This window comes from Tessaracoccus rhinocerotis (assembly GCF_007197885.1).
Taxonomy (GTDB): Bacteria; Actinomycetota; Actinomycetes; order Propionibacteriales; family Propionibacteriaceae; genus Arachnia; species Arachnia rhinocerotis.
On sequence record NZ_VKKG01000004.1, the window covers coordinates 180920 to 197537 of the forward strand.

General features: G+C 69.1%; 12 protein-coding genes. 5 read left to right on the top strand and 7 right to left on the bottom strand.

Annotated features, from left to right (window positions below):
• The first annotated feature begins 453 nt into the window (after nt 1–453).
• Both FOJ82_RS10780 and FOJ82_RS16495 read left to right on the top strand, forming a co-directional pair.
• Nucleotides 454–2160, top strand: coding sequence for a sodium:solute symporter family transporter (locus tag FOJ82_RS10780; protein ID WP_143938492.1), 1707 nt, complete (start codon nt 454–456; stop codon nt 2158–2160).
• Between the two features lies 1 nt (nt 2161).
• The gene (locus FOJ82_RS16495) at nt 2162–2290 is read left to right on the top strand and encodes a putative transporter small subunit (RefSeq protein WP_221933126.1); all 129 of its coding nucleotides are present in this window, start codon (nt 2162–2164) and stop codon (nt 2288–2290) included.
• 153 nt (nt 2291–2443) lie between these two features.
• Here FOJ82_RS16495 and FOJ82_RS10785 read toward each other — a convergent pair whose 3' ends face one another.
• The 4 genes from FOJ82_RS10785 to FOJ82_RS10800 all read right to left on the bottom strand — a co-directional run bounded on the left by FOJ82_RS10785 (nt 2444) and on the right by FOJ82_RS10800 (nt 6511).
• Entirely contained in the window at nt 2444–3202 is a 759-nt protein-coding gene (locus FOJ82_RS10785) for an iron ABC transporter ATP-binding protein (RefSeq protein ID WP_143938493.1), read from the bottom strand.
• Entirely contained in the window at nt 3199–4371 is a 1173-nt protein-coding gene (locus tag FOJ82_RS10790; RefSeq protein ID WP_143938494.1) for an iron chelate uptake ABC transporter family permease subunit, read from the bottom strand. The genes FOJ82_RS10785 and FOJ82_RS10790 overlap by 4 nt, the downstream gene beginning before the upstream one ends.
• Nucleotides 4372–4378: 7 nt before the next feature.
• The gene (locus FOJ82_RS10795; protein ID WP_143938495.1) at nt 4379–5398 is read right to left on the bottom strand and encodes an ABC transporter permease; all 1020 of its coding nucleotides are present in this window, start codon (nt 5396–5398) and stop codon (nt 4379–4381) included.
• A 96-nt stretch (nt 5399–5494) separates the two neighbouring features.
• A complete protein-coding gene (locus tag FOJ82_RS10800) occupies nt 5495–6511 on the bottom strand; it encodes a siderophore ABC transporter substrate-binding protein (RefSeq protein ID WP_143938496.1) in 1017 nt (338 codons plus the stop codon).
• Between the two features lie 213 nt (nt 6512–6724).
• Between FOJ82_RS10800 and trpB the strand changes: the two genes are divergently transcribed.
• Nucleotides 6725–7930, top strand: a complete 1206-nt coding sequence (trpB, locus tag FOJ82_RS10805; protein WP_143938497.1) for a tryptophan synthase subunit beta — start codon at nt 6725–6727, stop codon at nt 7928–7930.
• 140 nt (nt 7931–8070) lie between these two features.
• Here trpB and FOJ82_RS10810 read toward each other — a convergent pair whose 3' ends face one another.
• Nucleotides 8071–10623: a beta-glucosidase family protein gene (locus FOJ82_RS10810; protein ID WP_143938498.1), complete on the bottom strand. Its 2553-nt coding sequence runs from the start codon at nt 10621–10623 to the stop codon at nt 8071–8073.
• On the bottom strand, nt 10620–12899 hold the full coding sequence (gene yicI / locus FOJ82_RS10815) for an alpha-xylosidase (RefSeq protein WP_143938499.1): 2280 nt from the start codon (nt 12897–12899) through the stop codon (nt 10620–10622). Before yicI ends, FOJ82_RS10810 begins: the two co-directional genes overlap by 4 nt.
• 233 nt (nt 12900–13132) lie before the next feature.
• On the opposite strand from yicI, the gene FOJ82_RS10820 reads away from it, so the two are divergent.
• Nucleotides 13133–14128, top strand: a complete 996-nt coding sequence (locus FOJ82_RS10820) for a LacI family DNA-binding transcriptional regulator (RefSeq protein ID WP_143938500.1) — start codon at nt 13133–13135, stop codon at nt 14126–14128.
• An 8-nt stretch (nt 14129–14136) separates the two neighbouring features.
• Nucleotides 14137–14748 (top strand): DUF624 domain-containing protein, encoded by a 612-nt coding sequence (locus FOJ82_RS10825; RefSeq protein WP_143938501.1) that lies wholly within the window; start codon nt 14137–14139, stop codon nt 14746–14748.
• A 71-nt stretch (nt 14749–14819) separates the two neighbouring features.
• Here the strand turns inward: FOJ82_RS10825 and FOJ82_RS10830 are convergent, their stop codons facing one another.
• Entirely contained in the window at nt 14820–16586 is a 1767-nt protein-coding gene (locus FOJ82_RS10830; protein ID WP_143938502.1) for a type 2 periplasmic-binding domain-containing protein, read from the bottom strand.
• Nucleotides 16587–16618 lie beyond the last annotated feature (32 nt).

Here is a 16618-nt window from a genome sequence, read left to right on the forward strand (position 1 = left end):
AATGGGCCACGCGGTCACGGACCAATGAATCCCGTTACCGAGACGGTGAATTCCGGCCTGTGGCAGTGCTGCCGATGGCGCCCGGGACGGTCGGAGCCACTGACCGCACAACTCCGTCCACCTGCGGTGTCGGCGGAGATCTGTTAAGGTCTGGAACCGTTTGCTGGGCCCTTCGGTCCGGCGCGAGGACGGTCCCGCGATTGCGACGGGACGGCACCCGATCAATGACCGACGGGCCCGCGTGCGTCAATGCGCACCCAGATGGGCCGACGCGTGCGGGTGTCCCGAGGAGAGAAGGGTTGGGTGGTTGCCGGGTCGAGGGCTCGAGCGCGTCAAATTCTGATTGCCCGTGGAGCAATGCCCCCGCGGTGCCAGACGTGCAGGACAAAAGCACGCGATGACCTTCCGGTCTCGCAGCGATTTCTTTGACTACGTCGAAAGGGAGGTGGCGCCATGGGTGACCTGGGAACGGCACAGTTCAGCGCCGTCGTTGTCGTACTTCTACTCGTCCTCTTCTATGGAGGGACATTCCTCATCTCAACCCGAATCGGGAAGAAGGAGGAGAACGCCGACGGCTACATGACGGCCGGCAACAACATCGGCTTCGGTATCTCGGCGGCCAGCATGACCGCCACCTGGATCTGGGCCTCGTCCATGTACGCGTCGGCCACGTCCGGCTACACGTACGGGATCTCCGGACCCATCCACTACGGCCTCTGGGGCGCGTTGATGATCCTGTTCATCTACCCCTTCGGCAAGCGCATCCGGCAGGTGGCGCCCCGCGCCCACACCCTCGCCGAGGTGATGTTCGCGCGGCATGGCCGCTCCAGCCAGCTGATGCTCGCCGGCTCCAACGTCGTCGGCTCCATCATCTCCCTGATGTCCAACTTCATCGCCGGTGGCGTCCTGATCTCGATGCTCTCCCCCTTCACGTTCATCCAGGGCGTGTTCTGCGTGGCCGGCGGCGTGCTGCTGTACACGCTGTGGTCCGGTTTCCGTGCCTCCGTCCTCACCGACTTCGTACAGGTGGTGGCGATGCTGGGTGCGGTCGCGGTGATCGTGCCGGTAATCTTCTTCGCCGCCGGGTTCCCGGCCGCGTTCGAGACCGGTGCCGCCAACCTCACCCCGGAGCAGGGCAACTTCTTCTCCAGCGAGGCCTTCCTCGGCCAGGGTGCCCCCTACATCGCGGCCGTGCTGGCCTACGCCATCGGCAACCAGACGATCGCGCAGCGGCTGTTCGCAGTGCGCGAGGACCTGATCAAGCCCACCTTCGTGACCGCCACCGTCGGTTACGGGGCCATGGTGATCGGTGTCGGCATGCTGGGCGTGCTCGCGCTCTACCTCGGGTTCGAACCCACCGGCGGAGACCTCAACAACCTCATCCCCGAGATGGCGGCCACATACCTGCCGACCGTCCTGCTGGCGGTGTTCTTCATCATGATCATCGGGGCCCTGTCCTCGACCTCTGACTCCGACCTGTCGGCGCTGTCGTCCATCGCAATGGCCGACATCTACGGCCAGAACATCTCCACCAAGGCCGACGCCAACCCGAGGACGATGCTGCTCGTGGGCCGCATCACGATGGTGGTGGCCACGGCGATCGCGATTGCCTTCGCCAGCCTGCAGCTGAACATCCTGGACCTGCTCGTGTTCGTCGGTGCCCTCTGGGGCGCGCTGGTGTTCCCCGTGCTGGCCAGCTTCTACTGGGACAAGGTCACCAACAAGGCCTTCACCGTCTCCGTCATCGCAGCGCTCGCCCTGTTCATCCCGGTGCGGTTCTCGCTGGTCCCGATGTCGGGCCCGTTCGGCCTGCTGGTCGAGGTGCTCTCGGTCGTCGGCATCGGCGTCGTCCTGGGCCTGATGGTCTTCGGCTTCCTCGGGCTGCGGGTGGCGCGCGTGGTCGGCGTGGTGGCCGCCCTGGCCTCCGCCCCCTTCGTGTTCGGGTTCCTGCGCGACTACGCCACCCTGAGCGCCTCGCTCGTGGCCTACGCGGTCAGCACCATCGTGTGCTTCGCCATGTCCATCGGCAACAAGGAGCGGTTCGACTTCGCCGTCATCCAGGACGTCACCGGCGACTTCGACGAGGACCCCGCGGATGTTGTGCGGGAGGCCGAGACGGCCCTCGACGAAACCGACTCCGATCTCGCGAAGGAGGCCTGAGATGGCCATCGCAATGAGCATCTACGTACTCGTGTGGCCGGTGGTGGTGGCGGTGGTGCTGTTCGTCATCAGCCGCGCCTTCTACCGAGAGTGGAATGCCGCCCGCCGCCGCGGCGAGGACCTCATCTGACCGGTCGTCCCGGCTGACGCGCATCAGTGTTGCGTTGGGTGCTGACTGCAGGGCCCAGCGCAACAGTGTCGCGCTGGGGGCACCAGGTCCGCCGGCAAGACTGTTGCGGGAGGTGCCGTCGTCAGCGCCCAGCGCAACACTGTTGCGCGGGCGTCAGAAGTAGACGGCCACGGGACGTCGACCCGGGGTCTCCACGACGGTGATCTCGGTGTTGAAGATCTCCGAGAGCACGTCGTCGCGCATGATCTCGTGGGGTGAGCCGAACCTGGCGATCCTGCCGTTCTTGACCGCGCAGATGTAGTCGGAGTAGGCGGCGGCGAAGTTGATGTCGTGCAGCACGATGATGATCGTGCGGCCGAGCTCGTCGGCGGCGCGCTTCAGGTGGCGCATCATCCGCACGGAGTGGGCGATGTCCAGGTTGTTCAGCGGCTCGTCCAGCAGGACGTACTCGGTGTCCTGGCACAGCACCATCGCCACGTAGGCGCGCTGCCGCTGCCCGCCGGAGAGCTGGTCCAGGTAGCGGTCCTCGAGGTCCCCGAGGTCGAGGAAGTCGATGTAGCGGCTGATGATCTCCTCGTCGGCGGCGGTGAGCCTGCCCTGACAGTAGGGGAACCTGCCGAAGCCGACGAGCTGGCGCACCGTCAGCCGGGTGATGAAGTGGTTCTCCTGGCGCAGGATCGACAGCACCTTCGCGAGGTCCCGGGACTTGGTGGAGGCGACGTCCATGCCAGCCACCTCGATGGCGCCCTGGTCCATGCCGAGCAGGCGTCCCACCATGGTCAGCATCGTCGACTTGCCCGCCCCGTTGGGGCCGACGAGCGCGGTGATGCCGCCCTGGGGGATCTCCAGGTCGATGGGGCCGATCGCGACCTCGTCGCTGTATGACTTCTTGACGGCGGTGAGGGTGATCACAGTCGGCCCTTTCTGAGGATGACGAAGAGGAAGACGCTGCCCCCGACGAGTTCGATGACGATCGAGACCACGCCCTGGGCGTAGAAGACGTGGTTCATCACGAAGTAGGCGCCGGTGAGGACGACGTAGCCCACCAGGATCGCCATCGGGAACACGTAGCGGTGGTCGTAGGTGTCGGCGAGCTGGTAGGCGAGCGTCGCCACCAGGAACCCGAGGAACGTCATGGGGCCCACCAGCGCCGTCGAGACGGCGATCAGGGAGGACGCCAGGATCAGCACGATGACCACGTTGCGCTTGTGGTTCACGCCCAGGTTGGTGCACGCCTCCCGGCCGAGCGCGATGGTGTTGAGCTCGCGGGAGCGCAGCCACAACAGCCCGCCGGCGACGAGGACGATCGGCACGGCGAGCGGGAAGTAGCTCGGGTCGGCGTTGTTGACGGACCCGAAGGTGCGGGCCGCCAACACGTCGAACTCGCTCGGCGTCAGCAGGCGCTGCATGAACGACGACACGGAACTGAGCCCACCGCCGATGATGATGCCCACCAGCAGCATGATCTGGAGGTTGGCGTACTTGCCGGAGAGCAACCAGCCGAACAGCGCCAGTGACAGGCCCACCATGACGGCGGTCTGGAGGCCGAACGCGCCGATGCCGCTGAACGCGATCAGCCCGCCGAGGCCGAACAGGTACACGGTGGTGGTCTGGACGGCCCGGTACAGGGCCTCGAACCCCATGATCGACGGCGTGATGATGCGGTTGTGGGTGACGGTCTGGAACGCGACGGTGGACATCGCCTGCGCCACCGCCACCAGCAGCATCACGAACACGCTGTTGGCGCGGCGCTCGGCGATCAGCCAGAAGCCGTCGGTGCCGAACTCCATCGGGTTGCCGTACGCGAGCAGGCCCGCGGAGAACAGCACCGCGAGTGCGAGCAGGACCGACAGGATGATCCAGTAGCGGCGGCGGGAGCCGCGGGTGTGGAACGAGCCGGAGCGGCGCTCCTTCGCGGGGGCCGGCGTCGCGGCCGCGACCTGGGGCGACGTCGTCGGCTCCTGAAGGGATTCGGTCGGGCTGAACTGGACCTCCGGCACGGTCTCGTCGGCCACGAGGGCGTAGGCGTCCTCGTCGATGGTCAGGCGCACGGTGCGCGGACGGTTCGGGGTGAAGGTCATGGCTTTCTCACATGCTCCCGCGACGACGCTGCCTCAGCAGCAGGATGATGAACACCACGGCGCCGACGATGCCGAGGATCAGGGAGACCGGCACCTCGAACGGCATGATGATGGTGCGGCTGACGAGGTCGCAGACGGTGACGATGGCGATGCCGAGCAGGCACACCCACGGTAGGTTGCTGCGCAGGTTGTCACCCCGGAACATCGAGACGATGTTGGGCACGATCAGCCCGAGGAACGGCAGGTTGCCCACCACCACGGTGACCACGCCGGTGGCGATCGCGATCAGGCCCGTGCCGAGCAGCACCACCCGGCGGTAGTTGAGTCCGACGTTGGTCGCGATGTCCTCGCCGAGCCCGGCGACGGTGAGGCGGTCCGCGACGAGGAAGATGGCCACCACCACGACCAACACGATCCACAGCACCTCGTACTGGCCCTTGATGACGGAGATGAAGCTGCCGGCGAACCAGACGCCGAGGTTCTGGAGTGAGTCGGTGGCCAGCGCGATGTAGGTGGAGACCGAGCCGACGACGGCGCCGAGCATGATGCCGACGATGGGCACGATCAGCGAGGAACGCAGCGTCACCCGGCGCAGGAAGGCGAAGAACACCATCGTGCCGACGAACGCGAACACGATGGCGACGCCCATCCGCACGATGAGCGGGGAGTTGGGCCACACGATCATGGTGGCCAGCAGGCCCAGCCCGGCCCACTCCGTCGTGCCCGTCGTGGTGGGTTCGACGAACCGGTTCTGGGTGAGCAACTGCATCACCAGGCCGCTCATGCTCATGGCGGCACCGGCCAGGACCAGGCCGATGGTGCGCGGGATGCGGGTGATCGCGAACATCTCGCCGCCATCGTCGGCGCCGAAGACGTCGTAGACCCCGGTGAAAAGGGACGCCACCAGCAGCAGAGCGACGCCGAGGATCCCCAGCAGCAGCTTCCAGTCGAAGAGCTTGCCCGTCGCCGCGGGGGCGGGAGTGGTGCGGGACGGGCGGGCCGCCGTCGGGGAAGTTGTGGTGGTCATCGGGTCGCCGTCGGGGGAGTCGGAACGCGACGATCGGGAGTGGGGACGTATCCCCACTCCCTCTCGGTCACGCTGTTGCTGGACAGGTCTGGTTCCTCAGGCGGAGAACGCCTCGGCGAGGGCGTTGAAGAACTCGGTGTAGGTCTGGATGCCCTCGTTGGTGTAGGTGTCGGCGGGCATGTAGATGATGTTGCCCTCGGCGACGGCGGTGACGCCCTGCAGCGCGGCGGACTCCTCGATCACCTGGGCGGCGGGCTTGTACTCCGGGTCGTCGGCGGACACGGCGGCGTCACGGTCCATGACCAGGATCCAGTCCGGGTTGGCGTCGGCGATGGCCTCGACGGAGATGTCGTCGCCCTGGTGGTCGTCGGACGCACCGTCGACCTGCAGCGCCGGGGTGAAGCCGAAGATGTCGAACAGCGGGCCGAGGGTGCGGCCAAGGCTCGGGGCGATGTAGCCGACGTTGCCACCGGAGACGTTGACGGCCATGACCGTCTCGCCCTCGGTGTAGGCGGCCCTCACGGCCTCGATGGAGGCGTCGAACTCGCCATTCAGCGCCTCGGCCTCCGCCTCCTTGCCGAAGACCTGGCCGAGCACCGTGACCTGGCGCTTCAGCTCGGCGTCGAAGGGCTCGCCCTCGCGGGGCTCGAGGTTCAGCTGGACGGCGTCTGGTGCGAGCGTGGCGATGTCGTCGAAGAAGTCCGTGAAGCGCTGGCCGTTGACGATGAGGTCCGGCTCGGCGGCGACGATGAGCTCCAGGTTGGGCTCGCGGTGGTTGCCCAGGTCCGGAATCGAGTCGTCGTCCTTGAGCGGGTTGGTGGAGGGCATCAGCGTGCGGGCGGCCGCGGACAGTTCGACGCCCCAGGCGGCCAGCGTTTCGAAGGTGCGGTTGTCCAGTGCGACGACGGAGGTCGGCGGGACGTTCACGGTCAGGGTGCCGTTGTTGTCCTCGATCTCGACGGTGCCGGCTTCGGTGGTCTCGTCGGCGGCGGTGGTCTCCTCCGCCGGGGCCTGGGAGTCTGCGGGATCGGCGTCGGCGGGGGTGCTGCACGCACCCAGGGCCAGAGCGGCGATGGTGGCGAGGGCGGCGATGCCGGTGCGGAGGTTTGCCATTGCGTCCTTCGTGTCGTCGGCCCCGGGGAAGCGACCGTGTCGGTTAGGGAAGCCTTACCAAGCTTCGCCCTCAGGCTAGGGCACCGATTCCTCAATCCGCAACACGGGTGTCATTTAATACCTGCGGTGAGACGACACTGCCCGGCAGGGTGCCCCTGCAGCGATTTCGTGGAAGCATCCCGAGGACCCGCGTCGGACCAATAACATCCGGGCATGACATCGATCACCCACGCCGACGCCACCGGCTTCTTCGGCGCCCACGGCGGACGCTTCCTGCCCCCGCACCTCGAGGCGCCCATCGCCGAGGTGGCCGCCGCCTACCGGGAGGCCAAGGACGATCCCTCCTTCCAGGCGGAGTACGAAGCCCTGCTGGCTGACTACGTGGGGCGTCCCTCGCCGCTGTTCCTCGCGCGAAACCTGACCGCGCATCTCGGCGGCGCGAAGGTCTACCTCAAGCGAGAGGACCTCAACCACACCGGGGCCCACAAGATCAACCACACCCTGGGCGAGGCTCTCCTCGCCAAGCGGATGGGCAAGAAGAAGCTGCTCGCCGAGACCGGGGCGGGCCAGCACGGCGTCGCCCTCGCGACGGCGGCCGCACTGCTGGGCCTCGAGTGCGAGATCCACATGGGCGCCATCGACATCGCCAAGCAGCGCCCCAACGTCGTGCGGATGGAGCTCCTCGGTGCCAAGGTGGTCTCCGTCGAGAGTGGCGGACGCTGCCTCAAGGACGCCGTCGACTCCGCCTTCGGTGTCTGGGCCAACGACTTCTCCGAGACCCTGTTCGCGATCGGTTCGGTCGTCGGGCCGGACCCGTTCCCGAGCATGGTGCGGGACTTCCAGGCCATCGTCGGCCGCGAGGCCAGGGCGCAGCTGCAGCAGAAGGAGGGACGTCTGCCCACGGCGCTCGTCGCGGCTGTGGGCGGCGGCTCGAACGCCATGGGACTGTTCCAGGCGTTCCTCGAGGACGAGGAGGTGCAGATCTACGGCGTGGAGCCCTCCGGTCGAGGCCTCGACAACCCCGGCGACCACGCGGCGACCATGACCCTCGGCACGCCGGGCGTCCTGCACGGCATGAGGACCATCGTGCTGCAGGACGAGTCGGGCGAGCCGTGGCCGGTGCACTCCATCGCCTCCGGCATGGACTACCCCGGCGTCGGCCCGCAGCACGCCCACCTCAGGGACGTCGGTCGCGTCAACTACGTGGCCGCCTCCGACGACGAGTCCATTGAGGCGTTCCAGCTGCTGTGCCGGCTCGAGGGCATCATCCCCGCCATCGAGAGCTGCCACGCCGTCGCCCACGCCGCGAAGCTGGCGCCGACGCTTTCCGCCGACGACATCGTGGTGGTGAACCTCTCCGGCCGCGGCGACAAGGACATCGACTTCGTCGCCGAACGGCTGGGCATGAACCCGCGCTGACCGTGCGCTGAACTCCTGGTCCCGGGAAGAAGGCCGACTCAGCGAACCAGCTGGACCCGACACGCCGCGCGAAATCGCAGCAGAGGGGCCCGCAACCCTTGCGACGCATCCCTGCGGCGTGTCGGGTCGTGACCGAGGGCTCAGCCGACCGCCAGGCCCGTCCGCACCGGCAACTCGTCGGCGGAGGGACCGGCCGCGACGGTGTACGCGCCGGGCTGCACCCGCAGCGCCCCGGCGTGCACCCAGTCCTCCGGTGCGCCCGGGACGCGGAGCGCCTCGTCCCACACGGACAGCCTGGCGAGCGGGAACCGCAGGGTGACTAGGCGCTCCTCGCCCGGCTCCAACCGCACCCGCTCGTAGGCGACGAGGAGCCGCAGCGGCGCGGGGATGGGCAGGCCTTCGGGCGCGAGCACGTAGACCTGCACAAGTTCCTCGGCCGGTCGCTGCCCGGTGTTGACCACCCTCACCGCCGCCTCCACGACGGCCTCGCCGTCACGAGCCACCAGCGCAGCGTGCCGGTGGCTGGGCTCGGGGGCCGTCGGCTCGGAGTCGCGGAGCGTCACACCGCGGTACTCGACGCTCGAGTAGGTGCAGCCGTGGCCGAGCGCGAACGCGTACCTGCCCGGCTGGTGCCGGTAGGTGGCCTGCTGGCGCGCGGTGTCGTAGTCGAACAGGTCACCGGCCTGCGCCGGGTCCACCGGCCAGGACTGCGCCAGCCGGCCGCTCGGCTCCCGGTCCCCCGAGAGCACGTCGACCAGGCCGTGGCCCAGCTCCTGTCCGCCGTGGCTGGACCAGAGGACCGTCGGGGCATCCGCCACGCCGGGGCCGAGCACGTAGGGGTAGCTGGAGACGATGGCGAGCACCGCGTCGCCGTTGGCCTCGCTGGCGGTCCGCCAGAGCTCGGCGGCCGCGTCGGGCAGCATCAGGTGGGGCCGGTCCTCGGTCTCGCGGCCGAGCAGGTGCGGGTCGTTGCCGACGGCGACCACCACCACCTCAGCCCCGGCGGCGGCCCGCGCCACCTCCGCCTGCCCGGACGCGACGGTGCGCACCACGAACCGCTCCGCCCGAGCCAGCTCGACTCCGTCGACGGCGAGCACGCCCGAGTCCCGCAGAACCCGCAGCCAGCGGCCGGTTCCCAGGTGCAGGAACGACACGGTGCCGTCCGCGTGGGTGTGGCGTCGGAAGGTCTCCTGGACCACCCAGCCGCCGACGCGTTCGGCGTCGGCCCGCACCGGCCATGCGCCGCCCGTGAGCAGGCCGCCGCTGGCGCGGGAGCGGAGGGTGAGGACGCCATCGCCCCAGTCCGTGAGCTCGAACCGGGCGGACGGGTCGGCGGTGGGGGAGTTGGCGTCCACGCCCGCGCCCGAGGTGTGGGAGCGCACGTAGTTGCCGGTGGTGGTTGAGCGGAGCGCGACGACGTCGGCTCCGGTCACCACCTCGACGTCGGCGGCCGGGTACCGCTCGGCCAGTGCCGCCCCGACCCCGACGGCGTAGGGCGGGGTGCCCGAGTACCAGTCGGTCAGCACGACGTCGGCCAGTGGCCCCACCACCGCAATGCTTGCCGGTTCGCGCAGCGGCAGCAGGCCGGCGTCGTTGCGCAGCACCACCACGGAGCGGCCCGCCACCTCACGGGCGAGCCTGCGGGACGAGGGCAGGTCCAGGTCGGCCGGGCCGATGCTCGCGTACGGGTCGGCGGGGCCGTCGAACTCCCCGGTCCGGATGCGCAGCTCCAGCAGGCGGGTGACCGCGCGGTCGACGTCGGCCATCGTGAGCAGCCCCCGCTCGAGGGCCGCCTCGACCGCCGCGATCGTCGGCCCGGAGTCGGCGTCGTCGTCGGTGAACGAGTCCATGCCGCCGCCGAGCAGCGCCGCGGCCGCGGTCGGCTTGTCCGGGTAGGTGCGCTGGAGGCCCACCGTGAAGCCGGGGGCGCCGGCGTCGGAGACGATCGCGATCGACTCCCCGGACCAGGAGCGGGCCTCGGCCACCAGCTCCGGCTGGACGTGCGCGGGGGCGCCGTTGACGAGGTTGTATGCGAGCATCATCGCGCCGGCCGCGCCCGACTCGAGGGGCTCGCGGAAGGCAGGAAGCTCCTCCTCGTGCAGGGTGCGCGGCGGGACGACGCTGTTGGTGACCGAGCGGTCGGTCTCGTTGTTGTAGGCGAGGAAGTGCTTGAGGGTCGGCACGGTGCGCCACACCCGCTCGTGTTCCCCGCGCAGGCCCCGGCTGTAGGCGGTGCCGAAGTGCGCCGTCAGGTGCGGGTCCTCGGAGTAGCCCTCCTCGTTGCGACCCCAACCCGGGTGGCGCAGTGTGTTGACCACCGGTGCCCAGACGTTCAGCGACACCTTCGGGTCCGCGGCGCGCTTGGCACGGACCTCGACGGCTGCCACCTCCCCGACGGCGCGGATCAGCTCGGGGTCCCAGGTGGCGGCGAGCCCCACGGCCTGCGGGAACACCGTCGCCTCCCCGAGCCATGCGACGCCGTGCAGCGCCTCGCAGCCAGTGTGGAACCGGGCCAGGCCGAGGCGCTCGACGGCGGGGGCCACCTGGTGCAGCATCGCCACCTTCTCCTCGCGCGTGAGCCGGGCGAGCAGGTCTGCTGAGCGGGCGGCCAGTGGCTGGTCGACGCGGCGGAAGCCGGGGGTGTCCCCGTTCACGGCCGGCGCCTCCGCCACGTGTTGCTGGGTGCTTGTCATGACTTCCTCCCGAGTTCGATGCTGACCTCGCCGGCGCCGTCGGCCGTCGCCTCCTGCGGTCCTACCCGCAGCGTCCACGGCGCGCGGGCGTCGGCGCTCGACGACGTGACCACCTGAGCCCTGCGGCTGACGTGGAAGGTGGTCGACGGTGCTCCTTCCAGCCCGGGGACGACGACGTCGCCGTCGAACCCATCGGGCAGTTCGTGGCAGTGCAGGGTGACGCCGTCGGCCCAGTCGTAGTCCGGGCGGTCGTCGACCGCGCCCAGCGGCAGCACGGTGCCCGGGCGCACCAGCACGGGCAGCGAGTCGATCGCGTGGGTCTCGCGCTGCCAGCGCAGCCCCTGGCGCGTCGACCCGTCGAGCAGCGAGGTCCACGTCCCCTCCGGGACGTAGTACTCCACCTCGCCGGCGGCGGTCAGGACCGGGGCCACCAGCAGTGAGTCGCCGAGCAGGTACTGGCAGTCGGCGTCGAAGCCTCCCCTGTCTTCGGGGAACTCCAGCGGCATCGGGCGCATCATCGGCACGCCCTCGCGGTGCGCCTCCTCCGCGATCCGTGCGAGGTAGGGCATCAGCCGCATCTTCAAGTTGGTGAACTTGCGGGTGACGTCCACGGCCTCGTCGTCGAAGGCCCACGGCACGCGGACCGAGTCCGAACCGTGCAGGCGGGAGTGCGAGCTGAGCATCCCGAATGCCACCCAGCGCTTGAAGACCGTCGGGTCCGGGGTGCCCTCGAACCCGCCGATGTCGTGGCTCCAGTACCCGAAGCCGGACATCGCCAGTGACAGCCCACCGCGCAGGGACTCCGCCATCGAGGCGAACGTCGAGTCGCAGTCACCGCCCCAGTGGACCGGGAACTGCTGGCAGCCGGCCGTGGCGCTGCGGGCGTACAGGATGGCGTTGCCCGCACCCTTGCGACGCTCCAGCAGCCGGAAGACCGCGCCGTTGTAGAGGTTCGCGTAGTAGTTGTGCATGCGTTCGGGATCCGAGCCGTCGTGCCAGACCACGTCGTCGACGGGGATCCGCTCCCCGAAGTCGGTCTTGAAGGAGTCCACGCCCTGGTCCAGCAGGCGCTCGAGGTGTCCGAGGTACCACTGCCTGGCGTCGGGGTTGGTGAAGTCGACGATGCCCATCCCGGCCTGCCACAGGTCCCACTGCCACACGCTGCCGTCGCGCCGCTTCAGCAGGTAGCCGTTCTCGGCGGCCTCGCTGAACAGCTTCGAACGCTGCCCGATGTAGGGGTTGATCCACACCGAGACCTTCAGCCCGCGCTCGTGCAGGCGTGCGATCTGGCCCACCGGGTCGGGGAACGTGCGGCTGTCCCACTCGAAGTCGCACCACTGGAACTCGCGCATCCAGAAGCAGTCGTAGTGGAACACGCTCAGGGGGAGGTTCCGCTCCGCCATGCCGTCGACGAAGCCGGCGACGGTCTGCTCGTCGTAGCGGGCGGTGAACGACGTCGTGAGCCACAGTCCGAAGGACCAGGCGGGCACCCGGGCCGGCCGCCCCGTCAGACGGGTGTAGCGACGCAGCACGTCCTTGGGTGTGGGGCCGGCGATCACGTAGTAGTCGAGGGTCTCACCCTCCACCGAGAACTGCACCCGCGAGTTGATCTCCGAGCCCACCTCGAACGAGACCCGGCCCGGGTGGTCGACGAAGACGCCGTAGCCGCGACTGGTGACGTAGAAGGGGACCGCCTTGTAGGACTGCTCGCTGGAGGTGCCGCCGTCGGCGTTCCAGCTCTCCACCACCTGGCCGTTCTTGGTGAACGGCCCGAACCGCTCGCCGAGGCCGTAGACCCGCTCGCCCGGCTCGAGAGTGAGTTGCTGGTGCACCCACGTGGAGTCGTCGGTCATGTGGCCCACGGAGCGGGGCGGCGACGTGGTGAGCACCCGGCCCTCGTGCTCGAACTCGACGAGCCACGGGGCGCTGCGGCTGACGCGGGCGCGCAGGCCGCCGGAGTCGAGGAAGCCCGAGGCCTCGTCCACGCCGACGTCGGGACGGAAGCCGTCGTCGGAGTGGACGACGAAGTCGGGGCCGGGGTGCACCCCGCCGGCGTGGCGCTGGACGCGCACCTTGATCACCCCGGGCATGGGCGCCGAGAACGTGCACGTGAGCATGGGGCGGTTGAGCGTGTCGCCGCGGTCGCGGATCACCGCGGTGGGAGCGAAGACGGTGAGCTCACCGGCCCCCTCGTCGGTGCGGATGTCGTCGACCTGGGCCGCGTACAGGGGCTTCACGCCCGGGCGGGTGAGCCAGTACCCGTCGGTGAACTTCACGTCGTCGTGTCTCCTTCTCGGCCTCGTCCGCGGGCGCCCCACCACCGTGACCAGGACCGTGGACGGGTGGTCGACAGGCGTGCGGACGGACTCTCGAACGTCATTGTCGAAGCGCTTCAACAGATGACTCTATACTAGGTTTCGTACCGGTGTCCACGGTGTCCCCGCGGGCTCCCGGCGCAGCTTTCCCGGCCACTCGAGGACGAGTGCCGAACTACCCGAGGATGGACAAGATGGTCACTATCGCCGATGTCGCGGAGGCCGCGAACGTCTCGATCTCGACGGTGTCCTACGCCATGAGCGGCAAGCGCAAGATCTCCCGCGAGACGCAGGAGCGCATCGCCCGCGCCATCGCCGAGCTGGGGTACCGGCCCCACGCCAGCGCCCGTGCCCTGGCGTCCAGGTCCACCAGCATCATCGGCCTGCAGGCGCCCCTACGTCCGGGCGTCGACGTGCACGTCGTCATGGAGGTCGTCACCGGCGTGGCCACCGGCGCTCGCGGGCACGGCTACGACATCCTCCTGCTCACCAGCGATGACAGCACCGGCCTGGAGCGCGCCGCCAGCGGCTCCATGGTGGACGCGCTCGTGGTGATGGACGTCGAGTCCGACGACCAGCGCCTCGGCTTCCTCGGCTCCCTCGACCGGCCCTGCGTCCTGGTCGGACTGCCCGCGGACCCCGGAGGCCTGGCCTGCGTGGACTTCGACTTCGAGGCCGCCGGCCGGCTCGCCGTCGAGCACTTCGCGGAGCAGGGCCACCGGCGCGTCGCGCTGCTGGGGTCCCCGCAGGAGGTGCTGGCCCGCCACACCTCGTACGCCGACCGGCTGACGCGCGGATTCACCGAGGCCGCGGCCGAGGCAGGGGTGGAGGTGTCGGTCCACCCGTGCCCAAGCACCCCGGATGCCAGCGAGGTCGTCGACGACGTCTTCGCCGCCCACCCGGACGTCACCGCCATGCTGATCCACAACGAGGAGGCCCTCCCGCACCTGCTGGCACGGCTCTCCGAGCGCGGTCAGCGGGTGCCCGACGAGGTGGCCGTGCTGGCGCTGTGCCCACCGAACGTCGCGCGCACGCTGCGCATCCCCGTCGACACCATCGACATCCCAGCCGAGGAGATCGGGATCGCGGCCGCGGACGTCGTGTGGGAAATGATCTCCGAGGGCGCCCCGCCGAGCATCCGGTTGATCCCACCGACCCTGACCGCGCGCTCCGCCGCGCCCGGCGCCTGAGGACGCGCGTGCGGATCGATCCGGGCGGCAGGACCCTGCAGGGCATCTCCGCACTGCTGGCCTTCGTGGCGCTCAACATCGTCTACCTGCTCTGCTGCGTGCCGCTGGTCACCATCGGCGCCGCCACCAGCGCGCTGTACGAGGTGACGCTGCGCTACGCCGACGAGGAGCGCGGCTACCTGCTGAAGGACTACTTCGTCGCCCTCAAGCGCAACTTCCTCCCCGCCACTGGCGTCTTCCTCGTGTTGCTGGCGCCTGCCCTCGTGCTCGGGTGGGTGGGGGTGTTCTGGCTCGCGGTGGACAGCCCCGTCTCGCTGGCCGCGGCGATCCTGGCCTTTCTGGGCGCCGGCTACCTCCTGGCCGCGCTCGTGTTCGGGATCGCGCTGGTGGCGGCGTTCCGCAACACCTTCCGTCGGACCGTGGCCAACGCCCTGCTGCTGCCGATGGCCGAGCCCTTGGCAGCCCTGGTGCTGCTCGTGGTTCCGATCACGGCCGTCGCGCTGCTCGTGGTGCTCCCCGACTTCCTCGTGGTGGTGGTCACCATCGGTTTCTCCGTCGGCTCCTACCTCACGGCGTTCGTGTTCCACCGCGTCTTCCGGCGCCACCAGCAGGAGGCCTGACCCGGGCCGGGACGGGACGAGGGGCCCGGGCACGTGCCCGGACCCCTCGCTCACCTGTCGTGGGTGGTGTGTCAGTTGAACTCCTCGGCGACCTTGACGCGGGCCTCGTCCTGCGCCTTGGCGTTGGCCATGTCGAACTCGAGCACCTGCTCGTAGCCCAGGCCGTTGGCGGTCTCCTGCATCTGCGTCAGCAGCGACTCGAACTCGGCCTCGTTCGCCGCGAACGCCATCCGCCACGAGTACTCCACGATCGTCGCCTTCGCCTGGTTCCGCAGGGTCTCGATCTCGGAGGGGTCGGCAGGGGCGGCGTAGCTGGCGCCGGGAGCGACCAGCAGCTGGTCGTTGGCGCGCAGGTACTCCATCGAGTTGGCAGCCCCGTCCATGCGGGCCGACCAGTCCTCGATCACCGGGTTGGAGATGGACTCCTGGTAGGTCTCCCAGAACGTGTAGTTGTAGGGGACGCCGGTGGCGGGGTCGATGTTGTTCGGGTTGACGGCGTTGACGTTGAGGGTCGAGGCGCCGTCGATGTAGGAGCCGCCGCCCCACTCGGCCGGCACGTCGGCGCCGCCCTGCAGCAGGGCCTTGCGCCCGAACTCGTTCAGCTCCGGCAGGCCTTCGGCGTTGAGATCCCAGGTCAGTCCCTGCGGGCCTGCGGCGCCGGTGGTCTGGCTGCTGTTTGCGTAGATCCCCTCGGCGGAGTAGAGCCAGTCGATGAAGGCGGCGATCCGCTCCGGGTCGTCGGCCTTCGATCCGATGGCGAAGACCTGCTTGGCGCCGTAGGCCTCCGAACCGTAGGAGAAGATCTCCTGGTCGGCGATCGGCACCATCATGAAGCCCTTGCCCGCCTCGAGGTTCTGCTCGGTGTTGAAGGCCGACTGGCCCAGCCACGGCCACCAGGAGAACAGGATCTGGCCGTTCTGCATCTTGGAGAACAAGGTGTCGTAGTTCTGGGTGGTGGACTCTGGGTCCACGAGTCCGAGCTGGTTGGCCTCGAAGTAGAACCGCAGGCTTCGGACGTAGGCGGAGTCGGAGTCGATGATCGACTGGAAGTCCGAGCCGTCGGCCTTCGCCAGCACGAAGCCGAGCTCATCGTAGCCGTAGAAGGTGGCGGGCTGCTTCGCCGTCACCATCATGTTGCCGTCCCAGTCGCTGAACAGTCCCAGCCCGTAGACCTTGCCTCCGTTCTCGGCCGTGGGGTTGGCCTCCTGCATCTGCTTGAGCACCGGCAGGAGGTCCTCGAGCGTCCCCACCTCGGGGTAGCCGGCATCCGCGTAGAGGTCCCAGCGCAGGTAGGCGCCGAACGTCGGCTCCAGGCCCTCGGAGGCCTCGGTCGGCGGGAGCTTGGTCAGCTGGGTGCCGATGCCGTAGATGCCGTCCTTGCCCTCGTTGAGGTGCTGGACGGAGGCGTCGTACTCGCCGACGTTGGCCATCGCGGGGTAGTACTGGGAGATGTCGCTCACCAGCCCGCCCTCGACGAGTTCGTCGAGTTGCTCGCCCTTGTCGATGATGATCAGGTCGCCGAGGTCGCCGGCCGAGACCCGGGTGTTGTAGAGGGTGTCGCCACCACCCGCGACGTTGGGGGCGATGATGTTGAGCTTCATGTTGAACTTGTCCTTGACGAGCTTGCCGAACCAGCCCTCTTGGATGCCCATGAAGTTGGCCAGGCCGTCGTAGACGTCGATCGTGATCTCCTCTGACCACGACTCGGGGAACTCTCCCGGTGCGCTGTTCGGTGAGTTCGGTTCCTGCTCCTGGGGCGCTTCCGGGGAGCAGGCCCCCAGCAGCGCGATGCCCAGCAGCGGTACGAGCGCTTTGGTGAGGGCCTTCTTGGGATTCATTGCATTCCTTTCGGGTGGTGGTTGTGACTGCG

Excerpts from the sequence above, each read along its gene's own strand:
- FOJ82_RS10780 (WP_143938492.1), top strand. The coding sequence starts at position 454 with ATGGGTGACCTGGGAACGGCACAGTTCAGCGCCGTCGTTGTCGTACTT.
- FOJ82_RS16495 (WP_221933126.1), top strand. The coding sequence starts at position 2,162 with ATGGCCATCGCAATGAGCATCTACGTACTCGTGTGGCCGGTGGTGGTG.
- FOJ82_RS10790 (WP_143938494.1), bottom strand. The coding sequence starts at position 4,371 with ATGACCTTCACCCCGAACCGTCCGCGCACCGTGCGCCTGACCATCGAC.
- FOJ82_RS10795 (WP_143938495.1), bottom strand. The coding sequence starts at position 5,398 with ATGACCACCACAACTTCCCCGACGGCGGCCCGCCCGTCCCGCACCACT.
- FOJ82_RS10800 (WP_143938496.1), bottom strand. The coding sequence starts at position 6,511 with ATGGCAAACCTCCGCACCGGCATCGCCGCCCTCGCCACCATCGCCGCT.
- trpB (WP_143938497.1), top strand. The coding sequence starts at position 6,725 with ATGACATCGATCACCCACGCCGACGCCACCGGCTTCTTCGGCGCCCAC.
- FOJ82_RS10810 (WP_143938498.1), bottom strand. The coding sequence starts at position 10,623 with ATGACAAGCACCCAGCAACACGTGGCGGAGGCGCCGGCCGTGAACGGG.
- FOJ82_RS10820 (WP_143938500.1), top strand. The coding sequence starts at position 13,133 with ATGGTCACTATCGCCGATGTCGCGGAGGCCGCGAACGTCTCGATCTCG.
- FOJ82_RS10830 (WP_143938502.1), bottom strand. The coding sequence starts at position 16,586 with ATGAATCCCAAGAAGGCCCTCACCAAAGCGCTCGTACCGCTGCTGGGC.